This window comes from Herbaspirillum sp. SJZ107 (assembly GCF_006715485.1).
Lineage (GTDB): Bacteria > Pseudomonadota > Gammaproteobacteria > Burkholderiales > Burkholderiaceae_D > Telluria.
The window spans coordinates 1,649,620-1,670,751 of the sequence record NZ_VFNH01000001.1 but is presented as its reverse complement, the minus strand read 5'-3'; the positions used below and the strand labels follow the sequence as shown (position 1 = coordinate 1,670,751).

At 66.9% G+C, this 21,132-nt stretch carries 19 protein-coding genes and 1 tRNA gene; 13 read left to right on the top strand and 7 right to left on the bottom strand.

Going from position 1 to position 21,132, the window contains the following annotated elements; translation table 11 throughout:
- The first annotated feature begins 87 nt into the window (after positions 1 to 87).
- From FBX97_RS07510 to FBX97_RS07490, 5 genes are read left to right on the top strand one after another with little or no spacing between them, the layout of a single operon-like run.
- A complete protein-coding gene (locus FBX97_RS07510; protein WP_141829981.1) occupies positions 88 to 750 on the top strand; it encodes an amino acid ABC transporter permease in 663 nt (220 codons plus the stop codon).
- Positions 747 to 1,421, top strand: a complete 675-nt coding sequence (locus FBX97_RS07505; protein WP_221631764.1) for an amino acid ABC transporter permease — start codon at positions 747 to 749, stop codon at positions 1,419 to 1,421. The genes FBX97_RS07510 and FBX97_RS07505 overlap by 4 nt, the downstream gene beginning before the upstream one ends.
- 1 nt (position 1,422) lies before the next feature.
- A complete protein-coding gene (locus FBX97_RS07500; RefSeq protein ID WP_141829979.1) occupies positions 1,423 to 2,157 on the top strand; it encodes an amino acid ABC transporter ATP-binding protein in 735 nt (244 codons plus the stop codon).
- Positions 2,154 to 3,086 carry an isoaspartyl peptidase/L-asparaginase gene (locus tag FBX97_RS07495; protein ID WP_221631762.1) on the top strand — a complete coding sequence of 311 codons (933 nt, stop codon included), beginning with the start codon at positions 2,154 to 2,156 and terminating at the stop codon, positions 3,084 to 3,086. Before FBX97_RS07500 ends, FBX97_RS07495 begins: the two co-directional genes overlap by 4 nt.
- Positions 3,087 to 3,097: 11 nt before the next feature.
- Positions 3,098 to 3,901: a transporter substrate-binding domain-containing protein gene (locus FBX97_RS07490; protein ID WP_221631760.1), complete on the top strand. Its 804-nt coding sequence runs from the start codon at positions 3,098 to 3,100 to the stop codon at positions 3,899 to 3,901.
- Between the two features lie 25 nt (positions 3,902 to 3,926).
- Here the strand turns inward: FBX97_RS07490 and FBX97_RS07485 are convergent, their stop codons facing one another.
- From FBX97_RS07485 to FBX97_RS29840, 3 genes are all read right to left on the bottom strand, one after another.
- On the bottom strand, positions 3,927 to 4,937 hold the full coding sequence (locus FBX97_RS07485) for a LacI family DNA-binding transcriptional regulator (protein WP_141829977.1): 1,011 nt from the start codon (positions 4,935 to 4,937) through the stop codon (positions 3,927 to 3,929).
- Positions 4,938 to 4,962: 25 nt separating this feature from the next.
- On the bottom strand, positions 4,963 to 6,108 hold the full coding sequence (locus FBX97_RS07480) for a DSD1 family PLP-dependent enzyme (protein ID WP_141829976.1): 1,146 nt from the start codon (positions 6,106 to 6,108) through the stop codon (positions 4,963 to 4,965).
- Positions 6,109 to 6,185: 77 nt separating this feature from the next.
- On the bottom strand, positions 6,186 to 8,132 hold the full coding sequence (locus FBX97_RS29840) for a patatin-like phospholipase family protein (protein ID WP_141829974.1): 1,947 nt from the start codon (positions 8,130 to 8,132) through the stop codon (positions 6,186 to 6,188).
- A 182-nt stretch (positions 8,133 to 8,314) separates the two neighbouring features.
- Between FBX97_RS29840 and FBX97_RS07470 the strand changes: the two genes are divergently transcribed.
- Positions 8,315 to 8,665 carry a hypothetical protein gene (locus FBX97_RS07470; protein WP_141829972.1) on the top strand — a complete coding sequence of 117 codons (351 nt, stop codon included), beginning with the start codon at positions 8,315 to 8,317 and terminating at the stop codon, positions 8,663 to 8,665.
- A gap of 26 nt (positions 8,666 to 8,691) precedes the next feature.
- Here the strand turns inward: FBX97_RS07470 and FBX97_RS07465 are convergent, their stop codons facing one another.
- On the bottom strand, positions 8,692 to 9,012 hold the full coding sequence (locus tag FBX97_RS07465; protein WP_141829971.1) for an EthD family reductase: 321 nt from the start codon (positions 9,010 to 9,012) through the stop codon (positions 8,692 to 8,694).
- A gap of 48 nt (positions 9,013 to 9,060) precedes the next feature.
- Positions 9,061 to 9,858: a formate dehydrogenase accessory sulfurtransferase FdhD gene (fdhD, locus tag FBX97_RS07460; RefSeq protein WP_255517336.1), complete on the bottom strand. Its 798-nt coding sequence runs from the start codon at positions 9,856 to 9,858 to the stop codon at positions 9,061 to 9,063.
- Between the two features lie 259 nt (positions 9,859 to 10,117).
- On the opposite strand from fdhD, the gene fdnG reads away from it, so the two are divergent.
- The 7 genes from fdnG (at position 10,118) to FBX97_RS07425 (ending at position 19,407) form a co-directional block, all read left to right on the top strand.
- Positions 10,118 to 13,189, top strand: coding sequence for a formate dehydrogenase-N subunit alpha (fdnG, locus tag FBX97_RS07455; RefSeq protein WP_141829967.1), 3,072 nt, complete (start codon positions 10,118 to 10,120; stop codon positions 13,187 to 13,189).
- Between the two features lie 19 nt (positions 13,190 to 13,208).
- A complete protein-coding gene (gene fdxH, locus FBX97_RS07450; RefSeq protein WP_141829966.1) occupies positions 13,209 to 14,129 on the top strand; it encodes a formate dehydrogenase subunit beta in 921 nt (306 codons plus the stop codon).
- Positions 14,119 to 14,802 (top strand): formate dehydrogenase subunit gamma, encoded by a 684-nt coding sequence (locus FBX97_RS07445; RefSeq protein WP_141829964.1) that lies wholly within the window; start codon positions 14,119 to 14,121, stop codon positions 14,800 to 14,802. The genes fdxH and FBX97_RS07445 overlap by 11 nt, the downstream gene beginning before the upstream one ends.
- Before the next feature lie 130 nt (positions 14,803 to 14,932).
- Positions 14,933 to 15,961 carry a formate dehydrogenase accessory protein FdhE gene (fdhE, locus tag FBX97_RS07440; RefSeq protein ID WP_141829962.1) on the top strand — a complete coding sequence of 343 codons (1,029 nt, stop codon included), beginning with the start codon at positions 14,933 to 14,935 and terminating at the stop codon, positions 15,959 to 15,961.
- A gap of 16 nt (positions 15,962 to 15,977) precedes the next feature.
- A complete protein-coding gene (gene selA / locus FBX97_RS07435; RefSeq protein ID WP_255517335.1) occupies positions 15,978 to 17,399 on the top strand; it encodes an L-seryl-tRNA(Sec) selenium transferase in 1,422 nt (473 codons plus the stop codon).
- Positions 17,396 to 19,291, top strand: coding sequence for a selenocysteine-specific translation elongation factor (gene selB / locus FBX97_RS07430; protein ID WP_141829959.1), 1,896 nt, complete (start codon positions 17,396 to 17,398; stop codon positions 19,289 to 19,291). The genes selA and selB overlap by 4 nt, the downstream gene beginning before the upstream one ends.
- 20 nt (positions 19,292 to 19,311) lie before the next feature.
- A tRNA-Sec gene (locus tag FBX97_RS07425) sits at positions 19,312 to 19,407 on the top strand.
- A 156-nt stretch (positions 19,408 to 19,563) separates the two neighbouring features.
- Here the strand turns inward: FBX97_RS07425 and FBX97_RS07420 are convergent.
- Together FBX97_RS07420 and FBX97_RS07415 are read right to left on the bottom strand one after the other, a co-directional pair.
- Entirely contained in the window at positions 19,564 to 19,950 is a 387-nt protein-coding gene (locus FBX97_RS07420; RefSeq protein WP_141829957.1) for a hypothetical protein, read from the bottom strand.
- A gap of 11 nt (positions 19,951 to 19,961) precedes the next feature.
- Positions 19,962 to 21,074 carry a catalase family protein gene (locus tag FBX97_RS07415; protein WP_141829955.1) on the bottom strand — a complete coding sequence of 371 codons (1,113 nt, stop codon included), beginning with the start codon at positions 21,072 to 21,074 and terminating at the stop codon, positions 19,962 to 19,964.
- Positions 21,075 to 21,132 lie beyond the last annotated feature (58 nt).

The following is a 21,132-nucleotide window of genomic DNA, read 5'->3' as shown; positions in this document are numbered from 1 at the left end:
AATTCCCGACAGTTTGTGTGAGACTCGTCGGGCTTAAAGTGAAACCGGTTTCACTTTTTGGCTTCATGCTTGATGGGAGAATGCAGTTTGCAGTTCGATCCGACCTCGCTCATACCGTATTTCGGCGACCTCGCCGCCGGGGCGCGCCTGAGCGCCCTCGCCTGTGCGCTGGCCCTGGCCGGCAGCCTGCTGCTGGGCACCCTGGTGGCCCTGATGCGCACCGCGGCATCGGCACCGGCACGGCGCGCGGCCGGCGTCTACGTCGACGTGTTCCGCAACGTGCCCTTCATCGTCCAGCTGTTCTTCCTGTTCTACGGCTTGCCGGAAATGGGCCTCGAGCTGAGCGCTTTCGCCACCGGCGTACTGGCGCTGTCGCTGGCGGGCGGCGCCTTCACGTCCGATGCGATCCGCGCCGGCATCCTGGCGATCGACCCCGGCGTGCTGGAAGCGGCGGAAGTCAGCGGATTGTCCCGGGTGGCCATCTACCGCCGCATCGTGCTGCCGATCGCGCTGCGCAGTGCCGTGCGGCCGCTCGGCTCGGTGTTCGTCAACCTGATCCTGACCTCGTCGATCCTGTCGGCGATCACCCTGAATGAACTGACCGGCAGCGCCAAGATCGTGGCGGCCGACACCTTCCAGCCGTTCGAGGTGTATGCGCTGCTGCTGGTCCTGTACGCCGTGCTGACCTGGCTGGTCTCGCTGTCGGCCGGCGCCCTGCACCGGCGCCTGAACCGCGAGCATGCACGATGATGCGCTACACCGATTTCACTTCGCACGACCTGTTCCTGCTGCTGCAGGGCCTCGGCGTCTCGGCAGCCCTGTTCGCCGCGACCACCCTCATCGGCGGCGTCATCGGCCTGGGCTGGGCGCTGCTGCGCTATTACCGCGTGCCGCTGCTGGCGCCCCTGGCCGCCCTGCTGGCCGAGCTGCTGAAGAATTCCCCGGTGCTGGTGCAGCTGTTCCTGGTGTTCTTCGGCTTGCCGGTGCTGCTGGAGACAGACCTGACGCCGGTGCAGGCCGCGCTGATCACGCTGTCCGGGAATACCGCCGCCTTTATCTATGTCATTGCGGTGTCGGCCATCGAATCGGTCGGGCGCGAGCAGCTCGAGACCGCGCGCGTGTTCGGCCTGAGCCGCTGGCAGACGCTGCGCCGCGTCGTGGCGCCGCAGGCGGCCGCTTTCGGCTTCGGGCCGCTGGCCGGCCTGCTGATCAACCAGCTGCAGGTGACCTCGCTGATCTCGGTGATCGGCGTGATCGATCTCACCAAGGTCGGCGCGATCCTGAACCTGCGCACCCTCAAGCCCTTCATCGTCTGGACCGTGATCGGCCTGCTGTACTACCTGATGGCGCGGCTGATCGCCGGCGCCTGCGCACGCCTGGAAGCGCGCCTGCGCGCGCATCGTGAATGGAAGGGTTTATAGCATGATCAACATCGAAGGCGTGTCCAAGCGCTTCGGCAGCAACATCATCCTGGATGGCATCGACCTGCGCATCGCGCCGGGCGAAGTCGTGTCCATTCTCGGCCCCAGCGGCTCCGGCAAGTCGACCCTGATCCGCTGCATCAACGGCCTGGAAAAGCTCGACGGCGGCACGATTTCGGTCGACGGCCACCGCGTCGACGATCCGAAGGGGCTGCAGCTGGCGCGGCGCTGTTCGGGCACCGTGTTCCAGCTATTCAACCTGTATCCGCACATGACGGCGCTGCAGAACGTGACGCTGGCGCCGATCGAAGTCCTCAAGATGCCGCGCGCCCGCGCCGAACAGGCAGCGCGCGAGCTGCTGGCTTCCGTCGGCCTGGGCGAGCGCGCCGGCCTGTATCCGTCCCAGCTGTCGGGCGGCCAGCGCCAGCGCATCGGCATCTGCCGCGCCCTGGCGATGCAGCCGCGCTACCTGCTGCTGGACGAAGTCACCAGCGCGCTCGATCCGGAGATGACGGCCGAGGTGCTGGCCATCCTCGGGAAACTGGCGCGCAGCGGCACCACGATGCTGTTCGTGACCCACGAAATCGAGTTCGCGCGCGAGATCTCGGACCGCATCGTCTTCCTGGACGGCGGCCGGCTGCTGGCCGACCTGCCGGCGGCGCAGTTCTTCGCCCCCGACGGCGGCCTGGCGCAGCCGCGTATCGCCCAATTTTTGTCAAAGATGAACAAGTCATGAACATGAAAATGCTGTTGGCGAACGCCGAAGCCTGGCCCGGCTTCGACACCACGGTCGAGCTGCTGAAAGGGGGCGGCGCCGGCATCCCGTCCATGATCGAAGGGATCGCGAAGGTCGAACGCGAGGCCAGGGTGCGCAGCGTCGGCTACGGCGGCTGGCCGAACATGCTGGGCGAGATGGAGTTCGACGCCGGCGTCATGGACGGTACCACGCGCGACGTCGGCGCGGTCGGCGCGGTGCCGGCCACCCTGCCCGTCTCCGCGCTGGCTTATGAAGTGATGCAGCACCTGCCGCACGTGATGCTGACCGGCGCCGGGGCGCGCCGCTTTGCCACCGAGCGCGGGTTCGCGCTCGACGAGGTGCTGCATCCGGACAGCAAGCGCGTGTGGTGGGAGCGCCTGCAGAAGGAGATGTCGCCGCAGCAGCTGGCCGCCTTCCCGGACATTCCGCTGGCGCCGCTCAGCAACACGATCACCGATCCGGAGCGCGTACGCGATACAACGGTGTTCCTGGGCCGTGACGGCGGCGACAATCTCGGCGTGGTCACCTCGACCTCGGGCTGGGCCTGGAAGTATCCGGGGCGCCTGGGCGATTCGCCGATTCCCGGCGCCGGCTTCTATGCGGACAGCCGCTATGGCGCGGCCGCCTGCACCCATACCGGCGAGATGACCATGCGCTGCGGGACCGCGCGCAGCATTGTGCTGGCGCTGCGGCTCGGCCACACGCTGGAAGATGCGGTCAAGCTGGCGGTGGAAGAACTGGCCGAACTGCAGACCGGCTTCCTGGCCGGCGTCGTCATTCACGCGATGGACGCCCGGGGCAACCACCAGGTGGTCAACTACCGCTGCGACGACGAAATCCGCTATTGGTACTGGGACGAGCGCATGGCCGCCCCCGAACTGCGCATCGCCGCCAACGTCAAACCCTGAAAGGACAGTACATGCAGCACGGCCTGACACTGGAAACGAATCTAAGACGCTGCGCCGCCGGCGCCCTGTTGATGCTGATGGCGGCGTCGGCGCTCGCCGGCCGCATCGAGGAGATCAAGGCGCGCGGCTATGTGCGCATCGGCGTTTCGCTGGGCGGCGAGCCGGTGGGCTTCCGCAACGCCGCCAACGAGCCGGTCGGCTACGACGTCGACGTGGCGAAACAGCTGGCCGCGCGCCTGGGCGTGCCGGTGCGCTTTTCCGACGTCTCGAGCGACGCCCGTATCTCGATGCTGCGTTCGAAGCAGCTCGACCTGGTGGTCGCCAACGTCTCGATCACGCCGCAGCGGGCACGCGTGGTGGATTTCTCGATGCCTTATAACGTGGCCGGCCTGCGCGTGATCGCCCAGAAGAGCGCGCACGTCAAGACGCTGGCGGACCTGGACGGCAAGCGCGTGGTGGTCGGCCGCGGCACCACGGCCGATGCCTTCCTGCGCCACTCGGCGCCAGGGGCAGTGCCGGTCTACACCGACAACTTCGCGCCGGACGGCGTCCTGCTGCTGCAGCAGAAGCGCGCCGATGCCGGCATCGAGGATGCGTCGCTGCTCGACTACCTGGCCAGCAAGAACCCGCAGCTGGAGACCCTGCCTGCGATGTACGGCAACACGCCGATCGGCATCGCCATGGCCAAGGGCGATCCGGCGCTGCTGCAGTTCGTGAACGGCTTCGTGGCCGATTACGTCCGGACCGGCGCCTACGCCGCCAATTACCGCAAATGGTGGGGTGCGAAAGCGGTGCCGCCGTCGTTGGCGCCTTGAAGCACCTAATTTAGCTTGTGAGGCGTCATCCCGTGAGGCGCGGCACGAAGCGGGTCGGCACCAGCACCTGCTCGCTGTTCTGCGCCAGCGGCGCCGGCCCGTTCAGGATGCGCACGATCTGCGCGACATACGCGCGCTTGTCGGCGCCGATCGAGGAAATCGGATAGGCGTCGAACTGGGTCAGCGAGACGTTGTCGAATCCGTACAGGCGAAAACGTGCCGGCCGGTGCTGCGGAAAGTGCGCGCGGTGGGCATCGAGCACCCCCATCGCCATCGCATCCGAGGTACAGAACACGGCGCCGGTACGCTCGACGTCGATCCTGTCCGCCAGCGCGCGTCCGCTGGCATACGAATAATCGCCCGCCAGCTCCCCCAGCAGGTCGATGCCGTGCCGGGCCAGCGCCGCGCGGTAGGAAGCGATGCGCGCCTGCTCCACCAGCGACATCGTGCGCCCGGTCAGCAGCAGCGCGCTGCGCACGCCCTTGCCCGCGGCATCGGCCACGGCTTCGCGGATGCCCTGGTCTTCGTCCATCGTCACCGACGGCGCGCCCGGATCGTGGTGGCCGTTCAGCATCAGCACCGCATTGTTGCGGAACATGCGGCGCACGCTGGCGGCGTCGGCGAAGTCGGTAAACACCAGCGCCGCATCGACGTGGTAGGCGACGCCGTCGCGCAGGAAGGATTCGGCATCGCCGCCGGCGCCCACCCGGATGAAGATCACCTGCTTGCCGATCGCCTGGATTTCGGCCAGCAGCAGGTCGAACAGGTCGAGGTCGGACAGGTCGTGGATGTGGTTGACCAGGATGGCGACCAGGTTGACGGTCTTGCTGGCCAGCCCGCGCGCCAGTGAATTGGGGCGGAAGCCGAGGGTCTCGGCCGCACGCAGCACGCGTTCGCGCTTGTCGGCCGACACAGGGCGCGGCTGCGCCGACAGCGCACGCGAGGCGATCGCGCGCGACACGCCCGCCAGGGCGGCGACGTCGGACAGGGTCGGTGCCGGAACGGGTGCCGGGGCGTCGCGCGTGGGGTCGGTCATGGAAGCGATTATACCTGCCGCTCCCTCAGCGGCCACGGGCATCCACTGGCCAGATGTCCACCAGCGTGTCGCCGCTGACCACGTGGTAGACCTCGTGCAGGTTGACGGTCGGGTCGCAGTGCGGGGTCACGAATTCGACCCGGTCGCCCAGCTGCGGACGCCGCCCGGCATCGACCGTCAGCCTGCCGTGCTCGTCGCCGGCAAAGGCGTAGGCGGCACTGGCCAGCGGCCCGCCCGCGACCAGCGGCACGCCGCTGTCGGTGGCGAATGCCTTGGTGCCGGCGTCGACGGTGACCCAGCCGGGCTGGTTCACGCTCACCACCGCGGCCTGCACCAGCAGGGCCACGTCGAAAGACGGGGACGCGGCGGCGCCGGCCAGCACCGCGCTATAGTCGGCGTCCATGAACACGTAGGAGCCGACCTGCAGTTCGGTGAACAGATCGTCTTGCGCGTCGAGGTCGTGGCTGCCGGTGCCGCCGCCCGTGACGATCCCGAAGCGGATGCCGGCACCCGACGCGGCTTCGATCACCTGGCGCACCGAGGACCGCACTGCCGCTGCCGCCGCCGCGCGTTGCGCGCGCTCGCCGATGTGCTGGATGTTGCCGGCATAGGCTTGCAGTCCTCGCAGGCGCAGCGTGGGATGGCTGTCGATCCGTCGTGCCAGTGCCAGCACCGCGTCGGCATCCTCCGCGCCGGTGCGTCCGTAGCCGGCCGCGTAGTCGATCAGCACGTGCAGCGGATGCGCCAGCGCGCCGGCGGCGGCTGCCAGGTCGTCGACGTTGCGGGGGTGATCCACGACCACCATCAGCTCGCCCGGCGTTGCCCGTGACGCCAGCTCGACCAGGCGGCGGATCTTCCCGGCCGTGACGATCGGCGACGTGATCAGGACGCCGGGCAGTCCGGCCATGGCCATCGTCTCCGCCTCACCGAGGGTGACGCAGGACAGGCCGATGGCCCCTGCCGCCAGCTGGCGGCGCGCAATCTCGACCGACTTGTGGGTCTTGACGTGGGGCCGCAGCCCCACGCCCCGGTCCGCCGCAAACTGTGCCATGCGGGCGATGTTGCACGCCATCGCGTCCAGATCGAGCAGCAGGGCCGGCGTGTCGAGCCGCTGGCGCCCGCCGGGCACGCCGGCCAGGGCGGCATTCGGGTAATGCTGGGTCGTGGACATGGGGAGTTGTTGAAATCATGGAAAGCGGACAGCTTAGCGCCAACCCCGTGATTTGAACACTCCCGCTCCGCGGCCCCTCAGTGGCGTACCTGCGTCCTCGCCGGCGTTGCCTCCACACGCTCCCCGCCGCGGGTGGCGTCGGCCAGCGCCGCCACGCCGCCGGCAGGCATGCGGCGCGGCGCCAGGCCAGTGATCCTGACCGCCTGCACGCGCCAGCCGCTGCCGGCGTCCATGTCGTCGGCCAGCTCGCTGCGCCCTTCGATCTGTACCGGCCGCCCGCCGATCTCGGCATCCAGCGTACGCCAGCGTACCAGCGCGCGCGGTGCGCCGGCCGCGGCGCCGGTACTGTAGACGGTGCTGCCTTCGACCAGCAAGGCGCCGCGTCCAGCCGTCGCCCGGCACGCGCCGCCGGCGTCGCCTGCGATCCCGGCCACGCTGCCGCAGGCGCCGGCCAGCACCGGCCCGAGGTCGCCGCACAGCTGCCCGACCTGGCGCCGCAGCGCCAGGTAGCGCCGCGCCTGCAAGCGGCCGTGCTCGCACAGCGCCTCCTTCAGGCGCGGGTCGCGGTCGAGCTTGGAATTGGCGCCCAGGTCCATGCCGGTCGCCAGCTCGATCGCATCGCTGTCCATGACGATGCGGTCGACCTGCACGCGGCGGTCGTCGCGCTTGGCCGGCATCCGGCCATCGCTGTCCGGCGGCGTGGCATCCATGCGCCGGTTGATCGCTTCGACGAAGCCGAGCTCCTGGTTCAGCGCCAGGTTGCCGGCCAGCGCGTTGCGCAAGTCCCAGATCTCGCCGCCGGACATCACCAGCCGCCGCGCGGCCTTGGCGCCGCTTCCCGTCGCCGCCCCGGCTTCGACCTTGGCCTGGGCCGGGTTGATCTGCACCACCCAGATCTCGTCTGGCTTCTTGGCGTCGTCCAGCACCCCGGACAGGAAATCGCGGACCGGCGGATTCTGGGAAAACAGTCCGTCCCACAGCGCGAGCTCGCGCGGCGCCAGCGTGTCCGGGTCGAGGCCGCGCATGAGGCGCGCGCGGAACAGCCACGGGACCGCCGCCGAGGCCAGCACGGCGTCCAGCGAAATGCCGCCGTCGTCGCTGCCGCGTTCCGAGCTGAACGCCACGAAATCGCCTTCGTGCAGCTCGACCGCGCCGATCAGCAGGTGCGGGATGCATTGCGTAACGGCCTGTACCGCGCCGGCCAGCGCTTCCAGCGACTGCGCCTCGTAGCGCAGCGGCGGCGGCTGCCAGCGGCCGAAGGCTGCACGCAGCAGGCTGGCGTCACCCAGGCCAAGCCGCTCGATGCGGTCCAACACGCGTCCGGCGGCGCCGAGCTTGTCCTCGATCCGCTGTTCGATCGCCATGCGTTCGGCACGGTAGGTTTGCTGGCAGGGTGCGTCGGGCGCGAACATGGCCGCCTGCAATTCGCTGCGAACCCAGCGCCGCACTTCCAGCGGCAGGCTGGCGAACTCGCCCCAGGCGTGGATCAGCTGCCAATCGACGGCAGGACGCAGCAGCTGCGGCAGCGCGAAGTAATCGGGCCGCATCCACGGGTTGTCCGGGCCGAGCGCGCGTGCCATTGCCGGCCACAGTGAAGCGCTGAACCATTCCATGCCCTGCATCGTTTGCGCGTACGGGCTGGATTTCACGTCCAGGCCGAACATCGACGTGGCATCGCTGACGGCACGCGCATAGTGGTTCAGCGTGGCCTCGGCCCAGTGCGTGGCCGAGTTGTTGTCCCAAAAGGTGTCGAGCCGGCGCCTGGCCTCCTCAAAGCCGCCGGTGATGAAGCCGTACCAGCCCAGCAAGGCGCTGATGGCCCCGCCCGAGGTGCCGCTGATGGCGACTAGTACCGGCGCTTCCAGGCCGCCTTCGGTGCCCGACTCGCGATACGCCTGGCCGGCCGCCGCATGGGCCCGCGCCAGGTTGTCGAATTCGCCCAAGAGTACCGGCAACACGCCGGCGGTGTAAGCCGCATGACTGCCGCCGCCCTGGCATGCAATCGCTATGTCCCTGGATGCCATGATCGCCCTCCTTTCGCCGCATCTCCCTTAGGCAGGTGGGCTGGCGCGGCGTTCCAGGGTGACTCCGCCTGGCTGCGGCATTTTTCGTGATGCGCCACGATAAATGAAGTTGAATTCGGTGCTTGCTATCGCGTGATGCATCACGAATAATCGATCTCATCCACAACGACGCAAGCCCATCCATGAAGCATCCCGAAGACCAGCGCACCATCGAACTCCCGCTCGACCCGAATCGTGCCAAAAAGCGCGGCCGCCCGCCCAAGGACGATGCAATGAGCGATGCCGAGCGTGCGCGCCGCTACCGTGCGCGCCAGCGCATGCTGCCGAAGGACGAGTGGAATTACGAGCACGTGACCGCGCAGGCGCGCGCCGAGATCGGGCGCCTGCTGGGCGGCCTGGCGGACAAGCCGGCGGCCGAGGCCGAACTGGTGACGCAGTGGGCCTACGGCATGTTTTTACTGTGGGACCGGGTCACGGCCCAGGTCCAGCGCCCCGACGACCGGCGCCAGTTGCTGGCGCTGGTGTCGGGCTGAAGCCGCGTAAAGGGGCGCCGGACTGCTCAAGGCGCGCCGACTGCCACCGAGCTCATCTGGATCACCGGCTTCTGGTTGGTGTAGTTCGGAATGTCGCCCATGATTTCCTGCGTATGCGGCCCGAAGCCGGCCTGGAAGGCTTCGGCCGAGTCGCAGAACAGGTGGCCCATTGCGATGTAGGGCGCATTCGGATCGGTCGAGCCGGGCGCCAGCGCGACGTCGACCGTGTAGTAGCGCAACTGGCTGCCCATGCGTTCCTTCACCATCGGCATGTGGCGCTCCACATAGTAGGCCGTGTCGAAACGGGCGTCCGGGCCGTTCGGGTACATTACGCTCACCTTGATCATTGCCGCTCTCCTGGTAGTTAGCTAATGCGGTTTGCTCATCCTGAACACTTATGCTGCGCCAGGCGGCGCCACTTGGCAAGCGCTGTCCAGTTGCAGGCCGTCCGGATGGGTGTAGCACACGAAATCGCTGCCGCGGGCAAACGCCAGCAGCGTCATGCCGGCCGTCTCGGCGAGTTCGACCGCGGCCAGCGTCGGCGCCGACATGCCGACCAGCGCCGACACGCCGGCCAGGCTGGCCTTCTGCGCCATCTCGAAGCTGACCCGGCTCGTAATCAGCAGGAAGCCGTCGGCAGGGGCAGCCTTGGCGCGGGTCATCGCACCGATCACCTTGTCGAGGGCGTTGTGGCGGCCGACGTCCTCGCGCACGATGTGCAGCTCGCCGTCCATGCCGCACCAGGCGGCCGCGTGGGCGGCACCGGTCAGGCGGGTCAATGCCTGGCGCGGGCCGATCTCGCTCAGTGCGCGCCGCACCCCTTCTGTATTGAAGCCCTGCGCGCGCGCCAGCATCGGCAGCGGCCGGCAGACCTGGTCGAGGCTGTCGACCCCGCACAGGCCGCAGCCGGTACGTCCGGCCAGCGTGCGGCGGCGTTCCTTGAGCGCCATGAAAGCGCCGCTGGCGATCTCGATCTCGACCGTGATGCCGCCGGCGCCGTTGACCACGTCGATGCCGTAGCACTCGCCCGGATGCGCAATGATGCCTTCGCTGAGCGAGAAGCCGAGCGCGAAATCCTCGAGGTCGGCCGGGGTGGCCATCATCACTGCGTGTGATATCCCGTTATACGTCATTGCAATGGCGTGCTCGTCGACGACGAGGTCGTCGGCCTTGCTCAACACACCGTGTTTCATTCGCAACACAGGGCGTGGCTGCGACGTTTTCGGTAATTCTCCGGTCGATTCTTGTTCAGAATCATTTGTAATCGGCAGTTTCATCAAATGAAAGTATTTTAACTAATGGTTGCAAAGCAATACACGAAGCCACAAAGAAACGTTGTGGATACTACGTATTTTTCCGTGCGTACAGACCTGTTTTCAAACATGGTAGCACCAAGGTTTCCATAGAGTGGTAAAGTAGCGAAGCAATACTTTCCCGTTAGAAGGATTATTCATGAACCAGATGTCACGGCGCCAGTTCCTCAGGGTCTCTGGCGCGACCATCGCGGGTTCCAGTCTGGCAGTACTCGGCTTTGCGCCGGCAACGGCATTGGCCGAAGTCCGGCAGTACAAGCTTGCCCGCACGACTGAAACCCGCAATACCTGCCCCTACTGCTCAGTCGGTTGCGGCATCCTGATGTATGGCCTGGGCGATGGCGCGAAGAACGCTGCCGCCTCGATCATCCACATCGAAGGCGACCCGGACCACCCGGTCAACCGCGGCACCCTGTGCCCGAAAGGCGCTTCGCTGGTCGATTTCATCCACAGCCCGAGCCGCCTGCTGGAGCCGGAATACCGCGCACCGGGCAGCAGCGAGTGGACCAAGATCTCGTGGGACAAGGCCCTCGACCGTATCGCCAAGCTGATGAAGGAAGACCGCGACGCGAACTTCATCGAGCAGACCCCGGACGGCAAGACCGTCAACCGCTGGCTCACCACCGGCATGCTGGCCGCATCGGCTGCCAGCAATGAAGCAGGATACATTACCCACAAGACGATCCGTTCTTTGGGTATGCTCGCATTCGATAACCAGGCGCGTGTTTGACACGGTCCGACGGTGGCAGGTCTTGCCCCGACGTTTGGCCGTGGTGCGATGACGAATCACTGGGTCGACATCAAGAACGCCGATGTCATCCTCGTCATGGGCGGCAATGCCGCTGAAGCACACCCGTGTGGTTTCAAATGGGTCACCGAAGCAAAGGCCCACAATAAAGCGAAGCTGGTCGTGGTCGACCCGCGCTTTACCCGTACTGCGTCCGTCGCCGACTTCCACGTCTCGACGCGTACCGGCACGGACATCGTATTCCTGGGTGCGATCGTCAACTACCTGCTGACGAACGACAAGATCCAGCACGAGTATGTCCAGAACTACACGGACATGTCCTTCATCGTGCGCGAGGATTACCAGTTCAACGACGGTATCTTCTCGGGCTATGACGAGAAGGCCGGCAAGTACACCGACAAGTCGAGCTGGAACTACGAGATCGGCGAAGACGGTTTCGCCAAGGTCGATCCGACCATGCAGCACCCGCGCTGCGTGTACCAGCTGATGAAGCAGCACTATTCGCGCTATACGCCGGAAAAAGTGCAGCAGATTTGCGGCGTGGCGCCGGAACAGTTCCAGAAAGTTGCGGAGACCCTGGCATCGACCGCGGTCCCGGGCCGTGTCGCGACCATCCTGTACGCGCTGGGCTGGACCCACCACTCGGTCGGCGCCCAGATCATCCGCCTCGGCGCGATGGTCCAGCTGCTGCTGGGCAACATCGGTGCGGCGGGCGGCGGCATGAACGCACTGCGCGGCCACTCGAACATCCAGGGCCTGACCGACCTCGGCCTGATGTCGAACCTGCTGACCGGCTACATGACGCTGCCGTTCGAAGCGGAACAGGACTTCGGCAAGTTCATCGAGGCACGCGCCTCGAAGCCGCTGCGCCCTAACCAGCTGAGCTACTGGCAGAACTACAAGAAGTTCCACGTCTCGCTGATGAAGACCTGGTGGGGCGACGCCGCCACCACCGACAACAACTTCGCCTTCGACTACCTGCCGAAGCTGGACAAGCCGTACGACCTGCTGCAGGCGATCGAGCTGATGCACCAAGGCAAGATGAACGGTTACATCTGCCAGGGCTTCAACGTGATCGCGTCGGCGCCGAACAAGCAGAAGACCACCGAAGCGCTGTCGAAGCTGAAGTGGCTGGTCATCATGGACCCGCTGGAAACGGAAACCGCCGAGTTCTGGAAACCGCACGGCGAGTTCCATCGCGTCGATCCGGCCCAGATCCAGACCGAGGTGTTCCGCCTGCCGACCACCTGCTTCGCCGAAGAGCGCGGTTCGCTGGTGTCGTCGTCGCGCGTGCTGCAGTGGCACTGGCAAGGCGTCGAGCCGCCGGGCAAGGCACGTTCGGACATTGAGATCATGTCCGAGCTGTTCCTGCGCCTTAAGCAGGCGTACGTGACGGAAGGCGGCAAGTTCCCGGACCCGATCGTCAACCTGACCTGGCCGTATGCCAAGCCGAGCAGCCCGACCCCGGAAGAACTCGCGATGGAGTTCAACGGCAAGGCGCTGGCCGACGTGCTCGATCCGAAGGACCCGACCAAGGTGCTGGCCAAGAAAGGCGAGCAGCTGGGCAGCTTCGGCCTGCTGCGCGACGACGGCTCGACCGCCTCGGGCAACTGGATCTGGTGCGGTAGCTGGACCCAGGCCGGCAACCAGATGGGCCGCCGCGACAACAGTGACCCGACCGGTATCGGCAATACCCTGAACTGGGCGTGGGCATGGCCGGCCAACCGCCGCGTGCTGTACAACCGTGCCTCGGCCGACACCAAGGGCAAGCCGTTCGACCCGAAGCGCAAGCTGGTGGCCTGGAACGGTGCGACCTGGAGCGGTCCGGACGTGCCGGACTTCAAGCTGGACGAGGATCCGGCCAACGGCATGAACCCGTTCATCATGAACGCCGAAGGCGTGGCACGTTTCTTCGCCCGCGGCCAGATGAACGAAGGTCCGTTCCCCGAGCACTACGAGCCGTTCGAGAACCCGGTCGGCAAGAACCTGATGCACCCGAACAATCCGAAGGCGACCAGCAATCCGGGCGCCCGCGTGTTCCCGGGTGACCGTGCGCAGTTCGGCACGGCGCAGGAGTTCCCGGTGGTGGCAACGACCTACCGCCTGACCGAGCACTTCCACTTCTGGACCAAGCACGTGCGCCTGAATGCGATCATCCAGCCGGAGCAGTTCGTCGAGATCGGCGAAGCGCTGGCCAAGCAGATCGGCGTCAGCAGCGGCGAGACGGTGAAGGTGAGCTCGAAGCGCGGCCATATCATTTCGAAGGTTGTGGTGACCAAGCGAATCAAGTCGCTCAAGATCGACGGCAAGGAAACCCACACCGTGGGCATTCCGCTGCACTTCGGTTTCAAGGGCCTGACCAAGCCTGGCTACCTGACCAATACGCTGACCCCTGCCGTGGGCGATGGCAACTCGCAGACGCCGGAATTCAAGTCGTTCCTGGTGAAAGTCGAGAAGGCATAAGGCTCCGGAGAGAATATTTATGGCATTACAATCTTTGGATATCAAGCGGGTTTCCGCTACCACGACGGTACCGCCGACCAATCGTCATCCGGCGGCCGGCGAGGTCGCCAAGCTGATCGACGTCTCGAAGTGCATCGGCTGCAAGGCTTGCCAGACCGCCTGCATGGAGTGGAACGACGTGCGCGACGAAGTCGGCGTCAATGCGGGCGTGTATGACAACCCGCTCGACTTGACGCCGAAGTCGTGGACCGTGATGCGCTTTGCGGAGCACGAGACCAACGACGGCAACCTCGAGTGGCTGATCCGCAAGGACGGCTGCATGCACTGCGAAGAGCCGGGCTGCCTCAAGGCCTGCCCGTCGCCGGGTGCGATCGTGCAGTACAACAACGGCATCGTGGACTTCCACGAGGAAAACTGTATCGGCTGCGGCTATTGCGTCACCGGCTGCCCGTTCAACATTCCGCGCATCTCGAAGGAAGACAACCGCGCCTACAAGTGCACCCTGTGCTCGGACCGCGTGGCTGTCGGCCAGGAGCCTGCCTGCGTCAAGACCTGCCCGACCGGCGCAATCGTTTTCGGTACCAAGGAGGCGATGAAGGAACACGCCGCCGGCCGTATCGAAGACCTGAAGGAACGCGGCTACGAGAACGCTGGCCTGTACGACCCGGCCGGCGTCGGCGGCACCCACGTGATGTACGTGCTGCACCACGCGGACCGTCCGGCGCTGTACCACGGCTTGCCGAACAACCCGTCCATCAGCCCGATGGTCGGCCTGTGGAAAGGCGCCACCAAGCCGCTGGCCCTGTTGGGCATGGCGGCGGCCGCGGTCGCCGGCTGGTTCCACTACACCCGTGTCGGCCCGAACGAGGTCAGCAAGGACGAGGAAGCCGAGGCGCTGCACGAGGCCCGCCAGTTGAAAGGGGAAAAGCATGAAGCGTGATCAGGACGGCAACTTGATCAAGTTGCGGACCGATAAGGACGGCAACCCGGTCATCCAGCGCTACACCGCCAACGAACGCAGCAATCACTGGCTGACGGCGATCTGCTTCATCGTGCTGGCGCTGACCGGCCTGGCCATGTTCCACCCTGCCATGTCGTGGCTGGCGCTGCTGTTCGGCGGCGGCCAGTGGACCCGCATCCTGCACCCGTTCTTCGGTGTGGTGATGTTCGTCTCGTTCATGCTGCTGGCACTGCGCATGCGTGCCCACAACAAGTTCGAGGACGGCGACAAGCAGTGGCTGAAGCAGATCGGCGACGTGCTGGCCAACCGCGAGGACAAGCTGCCGCGCATCGGCAAGTACAACGCCGGCCAGAAGATGCTGTTCTTCACGCTGGTGGTGTGCATGATCGTGCTGCTGCTGTCGGGCATCGTGATCTGGCGCCAGTGGTTCTCGCACTTCTTCCCGATCGGCCTGATCCGCTTCTCGGCGCTGATGCACGCGTTCTTCGCCTTCGTGATCATCACGGCGATCATCGTGCACATCTACGCCGGCCTGTGGATCAAGGGCTCGATCGGCGCGATGACGCGCGGCTTCGTCAGCTACGGCTGGGCGCGCAAGCACCATCCGAAGTGGTTCGAAGAGGTGATGAAGAAGGGTGACAGCGGTCATTAAGTTGACCCGGCAAGCATGACCCGTCGTCCCTGCGAAGGCAGGGACGACGACGGCAAGCTTTTCATCATTCATTTAGAATAGGCCGGGTTCGCCGACGCGACCCGGCCTTTGTTTTTAGTCGAGAGATATCTTGGTACAACGTCTACTCCAACCCGGCGAGATCGAAGCACTCGATCATAACGCCATCCCGCGCCTGCTGCTGCCGCACCCGGCGTCCCTCTACCAGGCCCGCGCCGCGCGCCTGCGCGCCCTGGCCGCCGGCGAAGTGCCCGGCATTCCGGTCGAGGAAGCCCTCAAAGGCTATCTGACCCTGATGGCATGCGTCGCCGACGCCCAGCACACCGTGGTCACCCGCCTCGGCGCCACCGGCGTGGCGCTGCCTGCGAATGAAGAGCTGAAGCTCGCGCACGACCACAATATGCCGCCGCTGCCGGCCACCGGCACCCGTCCCGCGGTCTGGCTGGGCGTGTTCGCCAGCCTGCTCGACGCGCTCGAAGCCGCCAAGGACGCGCCGCCGCAGCTGGCGCCGGCCGTCGCCAGCCTGCGCGCCACCCCGAGCGCCGAGCTGGAAGGCATCGCCGACGCCATCCTCGGCAGCTTCGACGAAGGCGCCGATCCGCTGCGCGCGCCGTTCATCGCGGCCGCCCTGCAAGTCACCTGGAGCCTGATGGCGGGCCAGCTGGACGCCGCCTGGGCCCAGCCGCTGGTCACGAGCACCCTGTGCCCGGTATGCGGCTCGCATCCGGTGGCCAGCGTGGTGCGCATCGGCGGCCAGTCGCAGGGTTACCGCTACCTGCACTGCAGCGTCTGCGAAAGCGAATGGCACATGGTGCGCGTGAAGTGCTCGTGCTGCGAATCGAACGGCAAGATCGCCTACCAGGGCCTGATCGGCAAGGACGAGGACCCGCAGCTCGAAAACGAAGCCGCCGCCAAGGCCGGCAAACCGGGCTACAAGAACATCGACCCGTCCAAGGTGGCGCGCGCCGAAACCTGCGACGACTGCCATACCTACCGCAAGATCTTCAACCAGGAACACGACTTCCATGTCGAACCGGTGGCGGACGACCTGGCCAGCATGATGCTGGACGTGCTGGTGTCGGAAGCGGGTTATGCCCGCGCCAGCGGCAACCCGCTGCTATGGCTGAAGGAAGATGCATGATGAAGGAACGAGCGTAATGGCAGCCGATGGTGCGGCAACCCCCAACCTGCGGCTGCCTGCGGTGCATGTGCTGCTGGACGATCCGGCCTGCGCACCGCTGCTGGCGCAATACGGGCGCGAACAGAGTGTCGAGACGCTGCGCGCGGTGCTGAGCGAGGTGCGGTCGCGCCTCCTGGCCGGCGAAGCGCCCGATACGGCGCCGGCCGCGCTGCTGGCGCTGCTGGACGCGCGCCTGCGCAGCAGCAACGCCTCGAAGCTGGTTCCGGTGTTCAACCTGACCGGCACCGTCCTGCACACCAATCTCGGACGCGCGCTGCTGCCCGACGAAGCGGTGCAGGCCGTGGTCGAAGCGCTGCGCTGGCCGATGAACCTGGAATGGGACCTCGAGACCGGCAGCCGCGGCGACCGCGACAACCTGGTCGAAGCCCAGCTGCGGGCGCTGACCGGGGCCGAGGCCGTCACCATCGTCAACAACAATGCGGCGGCCGTGCTGCTGATGCTGAACGCATTGGGTGCCGGCCGCGAAGTGATCGTCTCGCGCGGCGAGCTGGTCGAGATCGGCGGCGCCTTCCGCATCCCCGACATCATGACCCGCGCCGGGGCCATCCTGCGCGAAGTCGGCACCACCAACCGCACCCACCTGAAGGACTATGCGGAGTTCGCCGGCGAGAACACCGCCATGCTGCTCAAGGTCCACACCAGCAATTACGCGATCACCGGCTTCACCAAGGAAGTGACGGTGGCCGAACTGGCGCCGCTGGCGCGCGAGCGCGGCATCCCGATCGCCGTCGATCTCGGCAGCGGGACGCTGGTCGACCTGGAGCGCTACGGCCTGCCGCACGAGACCACGGTCAGGGAAACCATCGCGGCCGGGGCCGACCTGGTCACCTTCAGCGGCGACAAGCTGCTCGGCGGCCCGCAGTGCGGCATCATCGCCGGCCGTGCCGACCTGATCGCCACGATCAAGAAGAACCCGCTGAAGCGCGCGCTGCGCGTGTCGAAATTGACGCTAGCTGCTTTGGAACCGGTGCTGAACCTGTACCGCGCGCCCGACCTGCTGCCCGAACGCCTGACCACGCTGCGCCTGCTGACCCGTCCGGCAGCCGACATGCGCGCGCTGGCCGAAGCGCTGCTGCAGCCGATGCAGGATGCACTCGGCCCCGGCTACGCGGTGGCGGCCGAGCCGATGAGCAGCCAGATCGGCAGCGGCGCCCTGCCGGTGGACCGCTTGCCGAGCTATGGCCTGGCGATCCGCGCCGGTGCGGGCGTACGCGGCAATCCGCTGGGCGTGCTGGAACGGCGCCTGCGCGCCCTGCCGCGCCCGGTGGTCGGCCGCATCGCCGACGATACCCTGTGGCTGGACCTGCGCTGCCTCGAAGAGCCGCAGCGCGACGTATTCATCCGCCAACTGGCGCAGCTGGCGTCCGCAGCAGCATGATCGTCGGTACCGCAGGCCATATCGACCATGGCAAGACCACGCTGACGCGCGCCCTGACCGGGGTCGACACCGACCGCCTGAAGGAAGAAAAGGCGCGCGGCATCTCGATCGAACTGGGATACGCGTATTTACCGTCGCAGTCGGACGGTCACGTGCTGGGCATCATCGACGTGCCCGGCCACGAAAAGTTCATCCGCACCATGGCCTCGGGCGTGACCGGCATCGACGTTGCCCTGCTGGTGGTGGCTGCGGACGACGGCGTGATGCCGCAGACGCGCGAGCACCTGGCCATCCTGCAGCTGCTCGGCGTGCGCCGCGGCGTGGTGGCGCTGACCAAGGCAGACCGTGCCGATGCGCAGCGCATCGCCGAAGTCGAAGGGGAGATCCGCGCACTGCTGGCGGCGACGCCGTTTGCCGGCGCGCCGATCTTCCCGACCCGCTCGACCGACCAGGGCGATACGGGCGTGGCCGCCCTGCTGGCCCACCTGCGCGCGCTGGAAGCATCGCTGCCGGCGCGCGACGAGGCGCGCCTGTTCCGCCTGGGCGTCGACCGCGTGTTCACGCTGTCCGGCCAGGGCACGGTGGTCACCGGCACCGCGCTCGCGGGCAGCGTCGCCATCGGCGACAGCGTGGTGCTGGCGCCCTCGGGCAAGGGGGCGCGCGTGCGCGCGGTCCACGCCCAGAACCGCGCCGCCGAGCGCGGCCTGGCCGGCCAGCGCCTGGCGCTGAACCTGGCCGGCGTGGCGCGCGAGGACATCGAACGCGGCACCTGGATCGTCGATCCGCGCATGGGCGCGTGCTCGGAGCGCCTCGACGTCGACCTGCAACTTCTGCCCGACGCCGGCAGCGCCCTCAAAGCCTGGAGCCCGGTACACGTGCACATCGGCGCCGCCCACCATACCGCCAACGTGGTGCCGCTCGACGCCGAGCAGCTGCAGGCCGGCCAGCGCGGCCGCGTGCAGCTGGTATTCGAGCAGGCGCTGCACGCGGTGCCGGGCGACCGCTTCGTGCTGCGCAATGCCCAGGCCACCCAGACGGTCGGCGGCGGCGTGGTGCTCGATCCGTTCGGCGCCGCGCGCAAGCGCAGGAGCCCGGCGCGCCTGGCCTGGCTCGACGCACTGGCCGCCTTCGTCGACAACGGCGATGCCGCACCGCTGCTGCGCGCCAGCCCCTCGGGCCTGAGCGGCGCCGAACTGGTGCGCCTGACGCAAGTGCCGCTGGAGCGGCTGGCGCTGCCACCCGACACGCTGCGCCTGCCGCTCCCGGGCGGCGATACGCTGCTGGTCGATCCGGCGATGCTGGCGCCGCTGCAGGACAAGGTGCTGGCCGTGCTGGCCGACTTTCACGCGCGCCAGCCCGACGAAGCCGGCCCGGAACTGTGGCGCCTGAAGCGCATGGCGGCGCCGGATGCGAGCGACGCCCTGTGGAGCGGCCTCACGGCGCGCATGCTGGACGCGGGGACGTTGACCCGCACCGGCCACAGCGTGCACCTGCCGGGACACAGCGTCGCCCTCAGCGCTGCCGAGGAGGCTTTGGCAGCGCGCCTGCTGCCGGCGCTGCAGGCCGGCCGCTACGATCCGCCCTGGGTGCGCGACCTGGCCAGGACCTACAACGTGGCCGAGGATGCCGTGCGCGCACTGCTGCGCAAGCTGGCGCGCGCGGGTCAATTGAGCCAGGTGGTGCCCGACCTGTTCTACCACCCGGCGCCGCTGGCCGAACTGGCACACATCGTGGCCGGCCTGCCGGACGTGCAGGCCGCCGCCTTCCGCGACGCCACCGGCCTGGGACGCAAGCGCGCGATCCAGATTCTGGAGTTTTTCGACCGCGTCGGCTATACTCGCCGCGTCCGCAACAGCCACATGCTGCGTCCGCAAGTCAGCTGGCAAAGCTGACCCCGGTTCTGTACGACGAAGGAAGGCATTCTCATCCGGTGATGGGGCTGGGCTTCAAACCCAGTGGGGGGCGTCAGCCGCTCTCCTGTAAGTTCGACTCTTTCTGCCTTCCGCCAATCTTTTAGTATCAATTAGCACGTAAACGTCGCCCCTGCGAAGGCAGGGGCCCAAGTTGCCGGCATAGCGCAAAACTTGGGCCCCTGCCTGCACAGGGGCGACGTGCTTCGGCCGCAGGTACTGCTATGTGCAGCACCTGCCGGCCGAGATGATTATTACTTCGAATCCGGAGTGCTCGAAGACGTCGACGACGTCGCATTGAACGCCTTCTGCTGCTGCGGATCCACCGCCTCCGATGGATCCTTCTGCAGCGTCGCTTCCGCACCCGGCTTCGGCTGGGTGGTGGTCGCGTTATCGGCGCCATTCTTCGACTTCACGCCCTTGCCGATGTTCTTGTGCTTCCCGTTCGGCTTGTTCTGGTTGGTGTGATGCACGTCCTGGCGCGCATGGGTGGCGCTCAGGCCCGGCGTGGCGTCGGTGCCGGCCTTGCTGTCGGCCTGGGTGTTGGGCGGGTTCGAGTAATTGGCCACCGAGTGGCTCTGGGCCTGGGCCAGGCCGGCGCCCAGCAGGCCGGCCAGTACGATTGCGAGTTTGGTCTTCATGGTCGTTCCTTTCAATGTTTGCCGAGAATAGGGTCGACCGAGCTTGGCTCGGCGATCTCGACACCGTTGCGTTCGGCGCGGAAGCGTTTTGACATTGCATACACTTCCTTGCGTACACGCATGATGGAACCCAGAGGGCGATGCGCGGCCAGCGCGTGCCATGGGTTGAATTGCATGCCTTCGTCGATCTTCTGTGCCCGGTCGGTACTCCAGGCTTCCTGCTGGGCGACGCGCAGGCGCGCCACCGTCACATACGGGCTGAGGTCTTCCGGCCATTCAACCGAGGCATCCTCGATCGGCATCTTGTCGATGTCGGTGCACAGCTGGATGCGCAACTCCCATTCGCCGCCGTGGCCGGAGAAATAATCGACCACCGCATCGCGCAGGCCGTCCGGCTTGTCCTTCAGGTCGACCGCGGCATCCTTCAGCGCGGTGAGTTCGGGGCTGACCGGCGCCACCGACACCTTGGCCATGTAGTCGCCGAACAGGATCGGCACCTGGCTGTAATAGGTTTCGCCGAGCGGGTTGGTTTCCGGATGGCCACCCAGCGACTTCAGCGTCGCGCTCTCGCCGCCGACGGCCTCGATGACTTTTTCGGCGCCGCGCGCGACCGCCGAAAAGGCGCGCTTCAGGTTCGGCACCTTGTCGGTGGTCGAGGCCAGCAGCTTGGCGCTGCCCAGGAATTTCCTGGCGTTCGGCGCGCTGAACACCGGCCCGTTGACCAGCACGAAGTCCTGGGTGGTGGCATCCTCGCTGCCCTCGACGCGGCTGCCCGGCACCCCGATCACCTTCAAGGACAGCCCGCGCGGCGTCGAGACGTCGTCGCTGAGGATGTCGCCCGGGGTGGTCGACAGGCGGATCACCGCCGGATAACGGCCGGGCTGGGCGAACAGGCCCTGGGCATACGCGGGCGCCAGGCCACCCTCCACGGTCAGTTCGCCGACCAGCAGGCCGTGCGTCTTGGCGTGCACGCTGCGGATCGCATGCCCGGAATCCTGGAAGGTCTTGACCGAGATGCCGTGCATCGTGTCCTTCAGGTCGAAGGTGGTGACCTGTTCCTCGTCTTCCGGCACCTCATAGGCCGGCGTATAAGGAATCGGACGGATTTCAGCGGGAGTCGTCATGATCGTTCGCTTTCGGTTATGGAACTGACATGATGCCGGACCCGCGCCGACTCTTCTG